Consider the following 15,332-nt stretch of genomic DNA (forward strand, 5'->3'; position numbering starts at 1 on the left):
TCGGACGTTTGTTCGAGCGACACGCTCAGCGGCTCGTGAGCCGTTCGGCGTCGTGCCATGCCTTCTGCGCGGGCGTGAGCGGTGCGGATGTCGCGACCGCCGCCCCGCCGCGCCAGGCGTGGCAGAGCGCGAGCGCGAGCGCATCCGCGGCGTCGGCCGGTTGCGGGAGGGCGTCGAGGCGCAGCACGCGGGCGACCATCTTCTGCACTTGGAGCTTGTCGGCCGAGCCATAGCCGGTCACCGCCGCCTTCACCTCGGACGGCGTGTGAGTCGCCGCGGGGAGGCCGCGCTCCCCCGCGATCAGGAGGGCGATGCCGCTCGCCTGCGCCGTGCCCATGACCGTCTGGCGGTTGTGCTGCGCGAACACGCGCTCGACCGCGATCACGTCGGGATCATGGGCGTCGACGACGGCGCGGATGCCTGCCGCGATGATGGCCAGGCGCTCTTCGATCGGCGCGCCGTGATCCGAGCGCACGACGCCGACGTGCACCAGACGGGCCGAGCGGTCGCGCGCGACATCGACGACGCCGACTCCGCAGCGGGTGAGACCGGGGTCGATGCCGAGCACCCGGAGGCTGCCGTGCGCGCGTGCGGAGGTCACCCGATCACGTTAGGCGACACGTGCGACGGCGGCGCCGAGGCGCTCCGCGCGAGACCTACTCGTCCTCTTCGAGCTCCGCCTGGACGTCGGCCGACAGGTCGAAGTTGCTGAAAACGTTCTGCACGTCGTCGCTGTCTTCCAGCGCGTCGATCAGGCGGAAGACCTTGCGCGCCGTATCGGCGTCGATCTCGACCTTGAGGTTCGGCACGAACTCGACGTCCGCCGACTCGTACTCGATGCCGGCGTCCTGCAGCGCGGAGCGCACGGTGACGAGATCGGTCGCCTCGGTGATGACCTCGAATCCCTGGGCGTGCGGCTCGACATCATCCGCGCCCGCCTCGAGCACTGCCAGCATGACGTCGTCCTCGCTGGTGCCCTCGCCCGAGACGACGATGACGCCCTTGCGCGTGAAGTTGTACGCGACGCTGCCCGGGTCGGCCAGCGTGCCGCCGTTGCGCGACAGCGCCGTGCGCACCTCGGCCGCCGCGCGGTTCTTGTTGTCGGTGAGGCACTCGATCATGAGGGCGACGCCATTCGGTCCGTAGCCTTCGTAGACGATCGACGAGTACTCGACCGACTCGCCGCCGATGCCTGCGCCGCGCTTGATGGCGCGGTCGATGTTGTCCTTGGGGACGGAGGTCTTCTTCGCCTTGAGGACCGCGTCGAACAGCGTCGGGTTGCCCTGGAGGTCGGGGCCTCCGAGCTTCGCGGCCACTTCGATGTTCTTGATGAGCTTTGCCCACGACTTGGCACGGCGCGAATCGATGACGGCCTTCTTATGCTTGGTCGTCGCCCACTTGGAATGCCCGGACATACTTCTCCTGATCAGCTCGTCGGCCCAGCGGGGACGATCGCATCGACGCGATCCGAACCCTGCCGCCGGCTGACAAGTCTAAACCCGAGCACGGACGCGCGCCGCGGAACGCCGCGTCAGCCGATGATCCGTCGCAGCGTCCGCAGGTTGCGATTCGTCGTGCGCGCCTTGTATGCGGGCTTCGCGATCACCTTCGCGAATGCCGTGGAGACGGTCGTCCCCTTCACCGGGTTCCAGTAGACGACGCCGGGTCCGGAGGCGACCGGGTCGGCCGCGGCATCCGATTCGCTCGCGGCCTTCACGAGCTCGTCACGCGTGGTCGTGTCGACGCAGAAGATCACCCACGGCTGGCGCGAGGAGTCGGCGTCGTCGAAGGGGAACGCGTCGGCCGCGGCCGTGAGCTCGTCCATCGTGACGAGCACGATCCACGCGTCGTAGTCGAAGCGCTCGCGAAGAGCCTTCTCGATCTTCGCCTTCAGCTTCGGGCGGGCGGATGCCGCGGCATCCGCCTCGAACACGACGTTGCCGCTCGCGAGCACCGTGCGCACGGCATCGAAGCCGAGCTCGGTGAACACCCGCGCGAGGTCGGCGCTGCGGATGCTGATGCCGCCCACGTTCACGCCCCGAAGGAGCGCGACCCACGTGGTCCTGACGCCGGTCATGACGCGCGCATCGATTCGAGGAAGAGCCGATGGAACCGGTGCTCCCCCGAGACCTCTGGATGGAAGGCCGTCGCGAGCAGCGCACCCTGCCGGACGGCGACGACGCGACCGTCGTCGAGCACGGCCATCCGCTCGACATCGGGACCTGTCTCCTCGACGAGCGGCGCGCGGATGAACACGGCGTGCACCGGAGGGTCACCGAGCACGGGCACGGTCAGATCGGTCTCGAACGAGTCGACCTGGCTGCCGAACGCATTGCGCCGCACCGTGACGTCGAGGCCGCCGAACGTCTGCTGCCCCTCGATGCCGTCGGTGATGCGGTCCGCCAGGAGGATCATGCCGGCGCACGTGCCGTACATCGGCATCCCCGCGGCGATCGCGTCGCGCAACGGCTCGCGCATCCCGAACGTCCGCGACAGCTTGTCGATGACGCTCGATTCGCCGCCGGGGATCACGAGCCCGTCGACCGCGGCGAGCTCGACCGGCCGGCGCACGAGGGACACCTCGGCGCCGAGGCCGGTCAGCACGCGCGCGTGCTCACGCACGTCGCCCTGCAGCGCCAGGACGCCGACGTGGGGACGAGAGGGAACGGTCACCAACCGCGCTCGGCGAGGCGGTGCGGGGCCGCGAGGTCGGTGACGTTGATGCCGACCATCGCCTCGCCGAGTCCTCGGGAGACCTCGGCGATCACCTTGGCGTCGTCGTAGAAGGTCGTCGCTTTCACGATGGCCGCGGCGCGCTCCGCCGGGTTGCCCGACTTGAAGATGCCCGACCCGACGAACACGCCGTCGGCACCCAGCTGCATCATCATCGCGGCGTCCGCAGGAGTGGCCACGCCACCGGCGACGAAGAGGACGACGGGGAGCTTGCCGGTCTCGGCGACCTCGGCGACGAGCTCGTACGGCGCCTGGAGCTCCTTGGCCGCGACGTACAGCTCGTCCTTCGTCATCGAGCGCAGCACGTTGATCTCGCTCGAGATCTTGCGGATGTGCTTGGTGGCCTCGGAGACGTCACCGGTGCCGGCCTCGCCCTTCGAGCGGATCATCGCGGCACCCTCGTTGATGCGGCGGAGCGCTTCGCCCAGGTTGGTGGCACCGCAGACGAAGGGAACCGTGAAGCCCCACTTGTCGATGTGGTTCACGTAGTCGGCGGGCGAGAGCACCTCGGACTCGTCGATGTAGTCGACGCCGAGCTCCTGGAGCACCTGGGCCTCGACGAAGTGGCCGATGCGAGCCTTCGCCATCACGGGGATCGAGACCGCGTCGATGATGCCGTCGATCATGTCGGGGTCGCTCATGCGCGACACGCCGCCCTGGGCCCGGATGTCGGCGGGCACACGCTCGAGCGCCATGACCGCGACGGCACCGGCGTCTTCGGCGATCTTCGCCTGGTCGGCGGTCACGACGTCCATGATGACGCCGCCCTTGAGCATTTCGGCGAGGCCGCGCTTGACGCGACCGGTTCCCGTGTCGACTGCGCTCACGAGGGTTCCCTTCGGGTGGGCCGCACGGCGCGCGCGACCGGATGGAGACGAGGTGGCCGATTGGCCTAGGCCAAAAGATAGCATGTACCGACCCATAGAATCGGCACGGTGAAGGGCGGTGGCATGGACCACGGGATCAGCGGACGCTCCGCCGCGGAGATCGCCGACAGTCTGCGAGCTCTCGTGGAGCGACGGATGCTGCGCCCCGGCGACGCCCTCCCGTCGGTGCGCGCGCTCGCCGATAGCCTCGGCGTCAATCGCAACACGGTGGTCGCCGCCTACCGCCAGCTCACACAGGCCGGCCTCGTGGTCACCTACGGCCGCGGAGGCACGCGCGTGGCCGACCGCGCCGTGGTCGCGCAGGAAGGGTTCGCAGCCGACACCGTGCTGCGCGACGTGGGCACGGGGAACCCCGATCCGACCCGCATTCCCGACCTCTCCCGCGCGCTCGCCGGTGTCGCCGGGAGGCCGGTGCTCTACGGCGAACCCGTCATCGACCCCGACCTCGAACGCTGGGCCCGAGCCTGGATGGGCGACTCCCCCGCCTCCGACTTCAGCCTCACCATCACGAGCGGCGCCGCCGACGCCGTCGAGCGGCTCCTGGCCAGCGCGCTGACCCGCGACGACGCCGTCGCGCTCGAGGACCCCTGCTTCCTCACCAGCATCCACACCGTCCGCGTCGGCGGCTACCGGGCGGTCGCCGTCCCCGTCGACGACGAGGGCATGACGGTCGCGGGGCTCCAGGCGGCGATCGACGACGGAGTGAGGGCCGTCATCTGCACACCGCGCGCGCAGAACCCGACGGGCGCCAGCGTCTCGGCGCGAAGGGCCGAACAGCTCCGCGCGGTGCTGGCGGAGCATCCGTACGTGCTCGTCATCGAGGACGACCACTTCTCGATGCTGTCGCGCGAGCCCTTCCACACGATCATCCCCGCCACGCACCTCCGGTGGGCGCTCGTCCGCTCGGTGTCGAAGTTCCTGGGGCCCGACATGTGCCTCGCCGTGACGGCGTCCGACGCCGAGACGGCCGGTCGCCTCGCGATGAGGCTGACCCCGGGGACGACGTGGGTGAGCCATCTGCTGCAGCGACTGACGCTGGCGCTCGCCTCGGACCCCGTCGTGATGGCGGAGATCGATCGCGCGGGCGCGCACTACGCCGCGCGCAACACGGCATTCGCCGAGCGCCTCACCGCGCTCGGAATCCCCGCGGGCTCCGGCGACGGGCTCAACCTCTGGGTGGCGCTGCCGGTGCCGGCGCGCGCGGTCACCGAGCGGCTCATGCGCCGCGGGTGGCTCGCCCGCAGCGGGGACGACTTCGCGCTCGGCGGCACCGACGCTTCCCACCGGCTCCGGCTCACGACGCACGACCTCACGGATGCCGAGGCGGATCAGCTCGCGGACGACATCGCCGCCGCCGTGCACGCCGTCGGCGGCCGCCCTGTCGCGGCCACCGTGGGAGCGATCGACCGGTGACGAACCATTCCAACCAGTCCGCCTTCGCGTACGAGCACGGGATGGGATGATCGACCGGTGAAGATCCTCTCGATCCAGTCCGCCGTCGCGTACGGTCACGTCGGCAACTCGGCAGCCGTGTTCCCCCTCCAGCGCATCGGCGTCGAGGTGCTGCCGGTGTACACGGTGAACTTCTCGAACCACACCGGCTACGGTGCGTGGCGCGGTCCCCTGATCGGCCCCGACGATGTGCGGGACGTGATCCTCGGCATCGAGGAGCGCGGCGTGCTTCCCGAGATCGATGTCGTGCTCTCGGGCTACCAGGGCGGCGAGGGCATCGCCGATGTCATCCTCGACGCCGTCGCACGCGTGAAGGCGGCCAACCCCGACGCGGTGTACTCCTGCGATCCCGTGATGGGCAACGCGAAATCCGGATGCTTCGTCGCGCCGGCGATCCCGATCCTCCTCCGCGACCGGGTCGTCCCCTCGGCGGACATCATCACCCCGAACCAGTTCGAGCTCGGGTTCCTCACCGACACCGAGCCCGATACCCTCGCATCGACGCTCGAGTCCGTCGACCGCATCCGCGACACCGGTCCGCGCACCGTGCTCGTGACGAGCGTCGAACGCCCCGACCGCCCCGACGACACGATCGAGATGCTCGCCGTCGACGACGGCGGCGCGTGGATCGTCCAGACGCCGCGCATCCCGATGAAGGCCAACGGCTCGGGAGACGTCACGGCCGCGCTCTTCACGGCGCACTACCGACGCACAGGCGACCTCGGCGACGCGCTCGCGCGCACCACGTCGAGCGTGTTCGACTTGCTCGAGCGGACCCACGAGTCGGGCGAACGCGAGTTGCAGCTCGTGGAGTCGCAGGAGTCCTACGCGCACCCCCGTATGCAGTTCGAGGTGCGTCAGGTCCGCTGAGCGGGGCCGGATGCCGCGCCCGCACGCCCGCGAGGCGTGATTCGCCTCAGTCGTTCCAGGCCTCCGCGACGGCGACGCGCACCTCGCCGAGCAGCTGGGGCAGCGCCTTCGTGCGGGCGATGATCGGGAAGAAGTTCGCGTCGGAGCCCCAGCGGGGTACGACGTGCTGGTGGAGGTGCTCGTCGACCCCCGCGCCGGCGACACTCCCCTGGTTCATCCCGATGTTGAACCCGTCGCAGCGCGACACCGTCCGCAGCACGCGCATCGCCGTCTGAGTGAGCTCGCCGATCTCCGCGACCTCCTCGTCCGTCGCCTGGTCGTACGTCGCGATGTGGCGATACGGGCAGATCAGCAGGTGCCCGGAGTTGTACGGGAAGAGGTTGAGCAGCGCGTAGGCGGTGCGGCCGCGCGCGACGATGAGTCCGTCGGCGTCGCTCTTGTGAGGTGCCGCGCAGAACGGGCACTCCTCGCGGAGCGGATCCGGTCCGGCCTGGATGTAGGCCATCCGGTGCGGCGTCCACAGGCGCTGGAACGCGTCGGGGACGCCGGGGAGCGATGCCGCATCCACGAGACCCGCGACGTCGCCGGACTCGTCGGCTGCGGCATCCGTCCCCGGGGTCCCGCTCCTCACCCGAAGTCCTCTGCGGAGTTCACCAGCGCGTGCGTCGCGATCGATTCATGGATGCGGCGCACGGCGTCGGCGATCGGCACGCCGTTCTCCTGCGAGCCGTCGCGGAAGCGGAACGAGACCGTCCCGCCTGCGCGATCCTGCTCGCCGGCGATCAGCATGAGCGGCACCTTCTGCGTGGTGTGCGTGCGGATCTTCTTCTGCATGCGGTCGTCGCTGTGGTCGAGCTCGGCGCGTACGCCGTCCGCCCGGAGCTGCGAGACGACGTCGGACAGATAGTCGGCGTACTCCTCGGCGACCGGGATGCCGACCACCTGGACCGGCGACAGCCAGACCGGGAACGCACCGGCGTAGTGCTCGAGCAGGATCGCGAAGAACCGCTCGATCGACCCGAAGAGAGCCCGGTGGATCATGATCGGGCGCTTCTTCTGTCCGTCACGGTCGGTGAACTCCAGCTCGAAGCGCTCGGGCAGGTTGACGTCGACCTGCACTGTCGAGAGCTGCCACGTGCGGCCGATCGCGTCCTTCGTCTTGAGGTCGATCTTCGGGCCGTAGAACGCGGCTTCGCCGGGGACCTCGGTGACCTTCAGCCCGCTCGCGTGCGCGACGTTGCGGAGGGCGTTCGTCGAGTAGTCCCAGAACTCGTCGGAGCCGATCCACTTGTCCTTCTCGTCGTCGCGCATCGACAGCTCGAGCTCGAAGTCCTCGAGACCGAAGTCGCGGAGCATCGAGATCACGAACTCGAGGACCCGGGTGGTCTCGGTCTCGAGCTGCTCCGGGGTGACGAACAGGTGCGAATCGTCCTGGGTGAACCCGCGCACACGGGTGAGACCGTGGAGCGCGCCGGAGAGCTCGTTGCGATACACGGTGCCGTTCTCGGCGAGGCGCATCGGCAGGTCGCGGTAGCTGCGCGCGCGCTCCTTGAAGATCAGGATGTGCATCGGGCAGTTCATCGGCTTCAGGTAGTAGTCCTGGCCGTGCTTGATGATCTCCCCGTGCTCGTCGCGCTCCTCGTCCATCACGATGGGCGGGAACATGCCCTCCTTGTAGGTGACGAGGTGATTCGACTGGAGGAAGAGGTCCTCCTTCGAGATGTGGGGCGTGTACACGTAGGTGTACCCGCCGCCGATGTGGCGACGGCGCGCGTGCTGCTCCATCTCGCCGCGCACGATTCCGCCGCGGGGATGCCACACCGAGAGGCCGGACCCGATCTCGTCCGGGAACGAGAACAGGTCGAGCTCCTTCCCGAGCTTGCGGTGGTCGCGCTTGGCGGCCTCCTCGAGACGCTGCTGGTAGGCGCGCAGCTCCTCCTTGGTCGGCCAGGCGGTGCCGTAGATGCGCTGCAGCTGCGGGTTCTTCTCGCTCCCGCGCCAGTACGCGCCGGCCACGCGCTGGAGTGCCCAGCCGTTGCCGATCATGCGGGTGCTCGGCACGTGAGGGCCGCGGCAGAGGTCCTTCCAGACCGTCTGCCCGTCGCGGTCCACGTTGTCGTAGATGGTGAGCTCGCCGGCGCCGACCTCGACGGAAGCGCCTTCCGCCGCCTCTTTGGATCCGCCCTTGAGTCCGATGAGCTCGAGCTTGAAGGGCTCGTCGACGAGCTCGGCGCGCGCTTCCTCGTCGGTGACCACGCGGCGCACGAAGCGCTGGCCCTCGCGGACGATGCGCTGCATCTCCTTGTCGATCGCCTTCACGTCCTCGGGCGTGAACGGATGCTCCACGCCGAAGTCGTAGTAGAAGCCGTCGGTGATCGGCGGGCCGATGCCGAGGTTCGCCTGCGGATTGATGCGCTGCACCGCCTGCGCGAGGACGTGCGCGGTCGAGTGGCGAAGGATCGCGAGCCCGTCGGGGCTGTCGAAGGTGATCGGCTCGACGGCATCCGTCTCCTGCACCACCGTCGCGAGGTCTTTCAGCTCGCCGTTGACGCGCAGGGCGACGACGGAGCGGTCGGGGAACAGGGCGAACCCGTCTGCGGGGAAAGGCACGGCGGGCGGGAGGACGTCGTCAGTCACGGAAACTCTCCTGGAGATGGCTCGGATCAAGGCTACTCAGCTTCGGACGCCGTATGCGTCCTGCCCGCTCAGGCGCCGAGCGTTCGCGTGCGGACCGTCACGGCGAAGGCCGCGCGCGCCCCGACGAGTTCCATGCCCCGAGTCTATCCAGGAAGGTGCTTGAGAGCCTCGCGACGACTCAGGGGGCTCAGCGCGTGGCTGTCTGCGAAATCGCGCACCCATACCGGATCGATGCGGGCGACCTCGCGGAGCGCCCAGCCGATCGCCTTGCGGATGAAGAACTCGCCGTCGGCGAGGTTGGGCTCGATCGTGTCGGCGAGCAGCGCCCGGTCGACACGATCGCGGCGTCCGAGCTGGGAGAGGATCGCGATCCGCCGCACCCAGAAGTCGCCGTCCGTCGCCCAGCGCCGGACGAGGGCGGCGGTCGTCACGGGGTCGACGTCGTGCCGGTCGGCGAGGCGGTGGGCGAGCTCGTCGGTGTAATCCCACCACTGCCCGGTGCGCACCATGTGCTCGATGACCGCATCGAGCCGGCGGTCGCCGCGCAACGGTCTCAGCCCGAGGAGCGACATCGCCGCATAGCGCTCTTCACGGTGGGATGCCGCGTCCCACAGCTCTCGTGCGGAGGAGAAGAGGGTCGGGGCATCCGTCTCGCCCTTCGCGCACTGCCGCGCAATGGCGCGGGCGCGGGGCACGCGGACGCCGAGAAAAGGCATCGCGGACTTCATGTACGCCTGCTGGCCGGGGGCGAGCGCCGGGTCCGCCGCCGCCCGGAGACCTGCGCGGATCCGCGCGACGAGGTCGGTCATGGCGCGTCGCCCGATCGCAGCTCGTAGTCCCCGGCCGCGCAGCCGGTGACGAGCCATCCGCCGTCGACGCTCGTCGCCTCGAGCTCGGTGATGCCCGTGACCTGCACGTCGGGCTCCGCCTGGCCGGGAATCCACACCTCGAGCCCGCACCCGTCGCCACCCGTGCCGGTCAGCCGCACGTCCGCGCCGTCCGCCGACAAGGAGGTCAGCACGCCGGGCGCCGATCGCGGGTACGCACGGCTGAGGATCTCGAGCAGGTCGGTGCGCGGCGCCGCGTCCTCGCCGGTCGCGCAGTCCTGTCGCATGAGCGAGTCGGTCAGGTCGACCAGCCCGCCCTGCGGGTCGCCGCATGCCTGCTTCCACACCCAGTAGGCGCTGCCGAGGATGTGCTCGTCCTCCAGCGCGGCGTAGCGCTCCAGGCGCGCGACCCGGTCGGCGTCGTCGCCCCAGTAGCCGTACTCCCCCGACCACAGCGGCATCCCGTAGGCGCTCGCCGCGCGCAGCGCGAGGTCGAACTGCCGGTCCATCGAGACGATGGGAGGGATGCCGAGCGATCGGTCCATCGTGATCGATTCGGCGTACAGGTGAGGCGAGTAGGCGAGGTTCGCGTCGTCGGAGAACCCGGGTCGCGGACCGCTGTCGAACCCGAGACCCGACCACAGGATGCTCGGCTCGATGAAGACGATCTGCTCGGCTCCCGCAGCTCGGATCGCGCCGATCGCCCGCTCGTAGAAGCGACCGAGGAGGTGCGAGGTCGTGACCGGCGCCGTCTCGCCGAACCCGGGCTCGTTGAGCAGGTCGTAGCCGGCGATCGCCTCTTCGTCCTTGAACATCGCGGCGAGTTCCGCCCACGTGTTCACGAGCGCAGACTGCACCCCGTCGGTGTCGAAGTAGAAGTGCTGGAACGCCCGATCGCTCGCCGGCGAGATGTCGCGCCCCTGGAACTGGCATCGGGGTGCGCCGTCGGTGATCGTCGCCCACCCGGGTGCCCCGTCGTATCCCCACATGGGGTCGGTGCCGGGTCGACACGTCGTCCCCTCGGGGGTCCCTTCGTTCCACCACGAGTCCTGATGCATGTCGAGCACGACGTAGAGGCCGTGCTCCTTCGCCGAGTCCACTGCGGCGACGATCTGAGTGACGTAGTCCTCGTCGAGCTCGCCGCGCTCCGGCTCCAGGGCCGACCACGACATCCCGAGCCGGACCACGTTGAAGCCCTGCTCGGCCATGCCTGCGAAGTCCTCGTCGGTGAGCGGACGCGTCGCCTCGACGTCCGCGTCGGGGCTATAGAAGTCGACGAGCTGGTTGACGTTCACCCCGCGCAGGAGGACCTGGTTCCCGTCGCCGTCGACGATGCGCTCGTCGTCGGCGCGCAGCATCCCAGGAGGGGTGTCGACGGGATCGCCCGAAGCCGCCGTGCCGGACGTGACCGGAACGAGCACCGTCACCCCGAGCGCGACGACCGCGACCGACGCGATCGCCGCCGTGGCCACGCGCAGCGCGGTGGCCGACCGGATGCGGTCGACGGCCACGGCGGCGACACCGACCACCCAGCCGACGCAGGCGCCGAAGGAGAGACCGTCCGCGACGGTCACGTACGCGGCCATCAGAGGCCACAGATCAGCCCGCACGCCATCGATCACCAGCGCGACGAGAGCCTGCACGACGCCGACGAGTGCGCCGGCCACGACCGCAGCGAGCCAGCCTCCCAGCACGCCGGGAACCCGGGGACGCAGCCATCGGAGGCTGATCCAGGTCGCGGCTGCGATCAGCACCATTGCGACGACGACCGACAGGATGCCGCGCTCCGGCCGCGCGATCGGCACTCCCAGCGCGTACACGACGGTCGTCCACCACAAGCCCGACACCAGGGGTGCGATAGCGCCGAACAGCGAGGCGGGCAGCAGCGTCGCGCCGCGCTCGCCGCGCTCACGGCTCACCGGTCCGCCGAGCCAGCGTGCGGCGGCGGCGACGATGAGCGCCGCGGGAACCGCTTTGGCGGTCACGTAGGCCGCCGCCCACGCGGCGATCGCGACGTCCCACGTCATGACCAGGCATGCCGCGGCCTGCGCGAGCAGGATCGCCAGCACGAATCCGACCACGAGCGTCCAGTACCGGTCCCCCGCTCGCAGGGCGACCCACCACGTGACGCCGAGCAGCACGGGCACGAAGACGACGTACGGCGCGAGGGTCCACAGCTCCGTCCATCGAGGCGAGGCCCCGGACCAGCCGACGAGGGCGAGCAGCCCCGTGGGGTCGGCGATGGATGGGATCAGGACCAGCGCGAGCATGCTGACGAGCGCGACGAGAGGACGTCGATGAGACCGCATTGACACTCCGTTGTGACAAAGGGGGCGAGGGGATGTTCGCACAGCATCCGTCATCGACCCGGGCAAGTCAAACTGGAGAGCGGATGCCGCAGGTACGCTCGTGCGCATGAAACGGCGGCCCCTCGCATCCGGCGCGATCGCGTCGGCCGGGTACGACCCCGCGCTGGCGGTGCTCGAGCTGGAGTTCACCTCAGGCGAGGTCTATCAGTACTACGCCGTCCCGCCCTCGGTGCACCGAGCCCTGCTCCAGGCCGAGAGCGCGGGCCGCTTCTTCCGCGACAGCATCCGCGACGTCTACCCCGTCGACCACCGCCGACCCACGTAGCGCTCCTCGCGGGTGGGTTGGTGCGTCCCGATGAATCACTCACGCTGAGCACGCCCCGCGGTGCATACTCTTCGTAGCCCCGACCCGAACGGGCATCACCAGCCGTCGGCCGTGTCGAACGGGGAGAGAACCGAGGAGCCCGCCTTGGCACTGACAACTGCGAAGAGCTCGAATCTGCGACGCAATCTGGGGCTGTGGGCCATCGTCGGCCTGGGCCTCGGATATATGACGCCGACCGTCGTGTTCGACACCTTCGGACTCGTCGCGCGAGACACGGACAACGTCGTCCCGATGGCATACCTCGTCGCGCTCATCGTTATGGTCTTCACTGCGATCAGCTACGGCAAGATGTCGGGGGCCATTCCCAGCGCCGGGTCGGCCTATACCTACGTGCGAGAGTCCGTGCATCCGAATGCCGGCTTCATGGTGGGCTGGACGTCGCTGCTCGATTACATGCTGCTGCCGATGGTGAACTGCCTCATCATCCGCAGCTACCTCGAGGCGATCTTCCCCGATATCCCCGGTTGGATCTGGGTGGTGGCGTACTGCACGTTGGTGACGGCGGTGATCTACCTCACGATGCGCGGCACGTCGAACATGAACATGGTCCTGCTCGTCATCGCGATCGCCGTCATGATCGTCTTCGTCGTCATGGTCATCGCGCAGCTCGTCCAGGGCGAGGGGGCAGGAACCGTTGCATCAACTGCGCCCTTCTTCCACGACGGCGTCACGATGGCCGCCGTGCTCACGGGCGCGACCATCGTGTGCTTCTCGTTCATCGGATTCGACGCTGTCACGATGTATGTCGAGGAAGCGAAGCATCCGAGGGTCGTCCCCCGGGCGATCCTCATGACTGTGCTCATCGGAGGCGGGATCTTCCTCGTCACGTCCTACTTCACGCAACTGCGGTTCCCCGATTGGAACGTGTTCGCGCCCGGGGGCGATATGCAGTTCGTCGAGGACAGCACGCTTCCGATCATCGGCCAGCTCGTCGGCGGCGACGTGCTCATGGCTGTGCTGACGGCGGCGGGCTTCGCCGCGACCCTCGCATCCGGACTCGCGTCGCACGCCTCGGTCTCACGCATGCTGCTCGTGATGGGACGAAACAACGTGTTGCCGCAGCGGTTCTTCGGCTACATCAACCCGAAGACCCACACGCCGACGTTCAACATCGTTCTGACGGGCGCGATCTGTCTTCTCGCCGCGGCGTTCACCCTCGAGATGATCGCGGCGTTCATCAACTTCGGGGCGCTCATCGCCTTCACGTTCGTCAACATCTCCGTGATCGCGTGGTTCGCCATCCGCAAGGGCATGAGGCGCACGCCGAAGGAGATCTTCACCTACATCGTGATGCCCGGCATCGGCATGGTCCTCACGGGCATCCTGTGGGCGAACCTCCACGTCGACGCGCTCGTCGGCGGCCTCATCTGGGCAGCGATCGGGCTCCTCTATCTGGCTGTCATCACCAGGGGATTCCGCCGGCGGGTCGTCGCGTTCGACGAGAACCAGCCTGTAACGGGCTTCAACAAGGTCATCCCCGGCGACGACTCGCTCGACGAGGTCATCGCGGAGGACGACAGCCAGATCACGCCTCTGAACGAGAAGGACTGACACCCAAGCTCCCGACGTGTCACTGACCAGTCACCGCCGCTGACGGGAGAATCCGAACTGCCGACTGCGACCAACGTCCTGACCCGGTACACCTAGGCGCGCGCGTCGCTGACGGCCTGCGGCGCGTCCGCGCGCGGCTCGCGCCTTCCGGTGCGGCGAAGCACCGTCACGGCGACCGCGTAGGCGACCGCTCCCACGACGGCGAGCACCACGTCGAGACCGAGCTCCATCACGAGGAATGCGGGCACGAACGCCAGGACGACGCCGACGCCGACGGCGATCGGCCCGGGGCCGTCTGGGAGGGGCGGGATCGCCTCCCAGCGGCCGACGACGAGCGAGAGTGCGTAGAGCAGTCCCATCACCACGATGAACATCGAGATGCGGCTCCACCACCACGCGGGCGTGGCGGGAGTGGGGGCTGCCCCCGGGATGAGGAGCGTGAGACCCGTGACGGCCAGGATGACCGGCAGGTGCCACAGGTAGATCGTCATGAGGCGGCTGCCGACCACGAACACCACGGCACGCGCGGCTCGCAGGTCCATGACGGCCGTCAGTGGGCGCTTGAGCAGGCGCAGCAGACATGCCTGTGCGACACCGAGCACGATGAGCGGCAGTGTCGGTGGATTGAGGTTTCCGAGCATGCTGACGTAGTACGGGCCGACCGCTGTGAGGGGCCACAGCGCCAGGTAGCACCCGGCGGCGATGACGGCGAGCACGACAGGACGGGCGCGGTCGAACACGCCCCGGAAGTACCAGATGCCGAGCTGCTGGCAGAAGAGCCACACGAAGGCCAGGTTGAGAAGCCCGATGTCCTCGATTCCCGTCGAGTAGCGCAGAGCATCGACGATCACGACACCCGCCGCGAGGAGAGCCAGCGTCAGTCGCGGCGCCGCCTCGTCCAGTCGCATCATGAGGGGCACGCAGGTCTGGCACAGCAGGTACGCCGCGAGGAACCACAGCGGCGATCCGGCGCCGATCGCCGCGGGGGCGACGATGTCGGGGGCGAGCTGCAGGATCGTCGCCGCGCCCAGCACGATCGCGAAGAACGCGAACAGCGGGAGCGCGGGCTGGGCGAGTCGGAGCGCTCGCCCGCGAACGAACGCCGTTCCCGTGCCGCCGCGCGCCGTGTGGGAGCGCCAGCCCGCCGCGGAAGCGAAGCCGCCGACGACGAAGAACAGCGGCATGATCTGACCCGCCCACGTCGCGAGGGCGAACCAGTCCTGCATCTCGGCCGGTCGCGTGACGACGAACGCCCCCGCCTCGTCGACGCCGATTCCGACCTGGAGCAGGTGGATGACGACGACCAGCAGCACGCATGCGACACGGGCGAGGTCGAGCGTGAGGTCGCGCTTCGCGAGGTCGACCTCGGGTGGGGCGGATCGTGTCATGCCATCTCCATCGACGTGAGAGACCGACAGTACCAATCCCGCGGCGCACCGCCCGGCGGCACGCACCTGGCACGCTGCCCGTTCCCTGAGAACGGGCAGTGTTGCTGCTACCGCCGGCGGCGGAAGAGCCGCGGACGCTCAAGTATCCCGACCCGGTACGGGGAGGCTTCCAGCGTGATCTCGCTCGGCGGTTCGCCCTCGCTCGTGATGAGTACAAACTTCGAGTTTGGTGACCGGAAGCTCACAGACCACATGGCGGGTCCGGATGTCACTGCAGTGGTCCGCAGGAGCTG

The 15,332-nt window shown here is 69.1% G+C and carries 14 protein-coding genes; 4 read left to right on the forward strand and 10 right to left on the reverse strand.

Annotated elements, in window-relative coordinates; translation table 11 throughout:
- Window positions 1–25: 25 nt before the first annotated feature.
- The 5 genes from ruvC to pdxS form a co-directional block, all read right to left on the reverse strand.
- On the reverse strand, window positions 26–601 hold the full coding sequence (ruvC, locus tag OL358_RS14300) for a crossover junction endodeoxyribonuclease RuvC (protein WP_264710739.1): 576 nt from the start codon (window positions 599–601) through the stop codon (window positions 26–28).
- Between the two features lie 55 nt (window positions 602–656).
- A complete protein-coding gene (locus tag OL358_RS14305) occupies window positions 657–1,415 on the reverse strand; it encodes a YebC/PmpR family DNA-binding transcriptional regulator (RefSeq protein WP_264710740.1) in 759 nt (252 codons plus the stop codon).
- Window positions 1,416–1,531: 116 nt separating this feature from the next.
- Window positions 1,532–2,077 carry a DUF1697 domain-containing protein gene (locus OL358_RS14310; RefSeq protein WP_264710741.1) on the reverse strand — a complete coding sequence of 182 codons (546 nt, stop codon included), beginning with the start codon at window positions 2,075–2,077 and terminating at the stop codon, window positions 1,532–1,534.
- Window positions 2,074–2,673 carry a pyridoxal 5'-phosphate synthase glutaminase subunit PdxT gene (pdxT, locus tag OL358_RS14315; RefSeq protein ID WP_264710742.1) on the reverse strand — a complete coding sequence of 200 codons (600 nt, stop codon included), beginning with the start codon at window positions 2,671–2,673 and terminating at the stop codon, window positions 2,074–2,076. Before pdxT ends, OL358_RS14310 begins: the two co-directional genes overlap by 4 nt.
- A complete protein-coding gene (gene pdxS, locus OL358_RS14320) occupies window positions 2,670–3,560 on the reverse strand; it encodes a pyridoxal 5'-phosphate synthase lyase subunit PdxS (protein ID WP_264710743.1) in 891 nt (296 codons plus the stop codon). The genes pdxT and pdxS overlap by 4 nt, the downstream gene beginning before the upstream one ends.
- 123 nt (window positions 3,561–3,683) lie before the next feature.
- Here pdxS and OL358_RS14325 point away from each other — a divergent pair, with 123 nt between their 5' ends.
- Both OL358_RS14325 and pdxY read left to right on the forward strand, forming a co-directional pair.
- Window positions 3,684–5,033: an aminotransferase class I/II-fold pyridoxal phosphate-dependent enzyme gene (locus tag OL358_RS14325; RefSeq protein ID WP_264711025.1), complete on the forward strand. Its 1,350-nt coding sequence runs from the start codon at window positions 3,684–3,686 to the stop codon at window positions 5,031–5,033.
- A gap of 57 nt (window positions 5,034–5,090) precedes the next feature.
- Complete coding sequence (gene pdxY / locus OL358_RS14330; RefSeq protein WP_264710744.1) at window positions 5,091–5,942, forward strand: pyridoxal kinase PdxY; 852 nt, start codon at window positions 5,091–5,093, stop codon at window positions 5,940–5,942.
- Between the two features lie 46 nt (window positions 5,943–5,988).
- On the opposite strand, the gene OL358_RS14335 is transcribed toward pdxY, so the two are convergent.
- From OL358_RS14335 to OL358_RS14350, 4 genes are all read right to left on the reverse strand, one after another.
- Complete coding sequence (locus tag OL358_RS14335; RefSeq protein ID WP_413631622.1) at window positions 5,989–6,573, reverse strand: HIT family protein; 585 nt, start codon at window positions 6,571–6,573, stop codon at window positions 5,989–5,991.
- Window positions 6,570–8,579, reverse strand: coding sequence for a threonine--tRNA ligase (gene thrS / locus OL358_RS14340; protein ID WP_264710745.1), 2,010 nt, complete (start codon window positions 8,577–8,579; stop codon window positions 6,570–6,572). Before thrS ends, OL358_RS14335 begins: the two co-directional genes overlap by 4 nt.
- 143 nt (window positions 8,580–8,722) lie before the next feature.
- Window positions 8,723–9,388 carry a DNA alkylation repair protein gene (locus OL358_RS14345; protein WP_264710746.1) on the reverse strand — a complete coding sequence of 222 codons (666 nt, stop codon included), beginning with the start codon at window positions 9,386–9,388 and terminating at the stop codon, window positions 8,723–8,725.
- Window positions 9,385–11,715 carry a glycoside hydrolase family 5 protein gene (locus OL358_RS14350; protein WP_264710747.1) on the reverse strand — a complete coding sequence of 777 codons (2,331 nt, stop codon included), beginning with the start codon at window positions 11,713–11,715 and terminating at the stop codon, window positions 9,385–9,387. The genes OL358_RS14345 and OL358_RS14350 overlap by 4 nt, the downstream gene beginning before the upstream one ends.
- 106 nt (window positions 11,716–11,821) lie before the next feature.
- Between OL358_RS14350 and OL358_RS14355 the strand changes: the two genes are divergently transcribed.
- Together OL358_RS14355 and OL358_RS14360 are read left to right on the forward strand one after the other, a co-directional pair.
- Window positions 11,822–12,040 (forward strand): KTSC domain-containing protein, encoded by a 219-nt coding sequence (locus OL358_RS14355; protein ID WP_264710748.1) that lies wholly within the window; start codon window positions 11,822–11,824, stop codon window positions 12,038–12,040.
- Between the two features lie 192 nt (window positions 12,041–12,232).
- Complete coding sequence (locus tag OL358_RS14360) at window positions 12,233–13,651, forward strand: APC family permease (RefSeq protein ID WP_264711027.1); 1,419 nt, start codon at window positions 12,233–12,235, stop codon at window positions 13,649–13,651.
- A gap of 92 nt (window positions 13,652–13,743) precedes the next feature.
- On the opposite strand, the gene OL358_RS14365 is transcribed toward OL358_RS14360, so the two are convergent.
- A complete protein-coding gene (locus tag OL358_RS14365) occupies window positions 13,744–15,039 on the reverse strand; it encodes an acyltransferase family protein (RefSeq protein WP_264710749.1) in 1,296 nt (431 codons plus the stop codon).
- Window positions 15,040–15,332: the final 293 nt, after the last annotated feature.

Origin of the sequence: Microbacterium sp. SSM24 (assembly GCF_025989145.1) — a bacterium.
GTDB lineage: Bacteria > Actinomycetota > Actinomycetes > Actinomycetales > Microbacteriaceae > Microbacterium.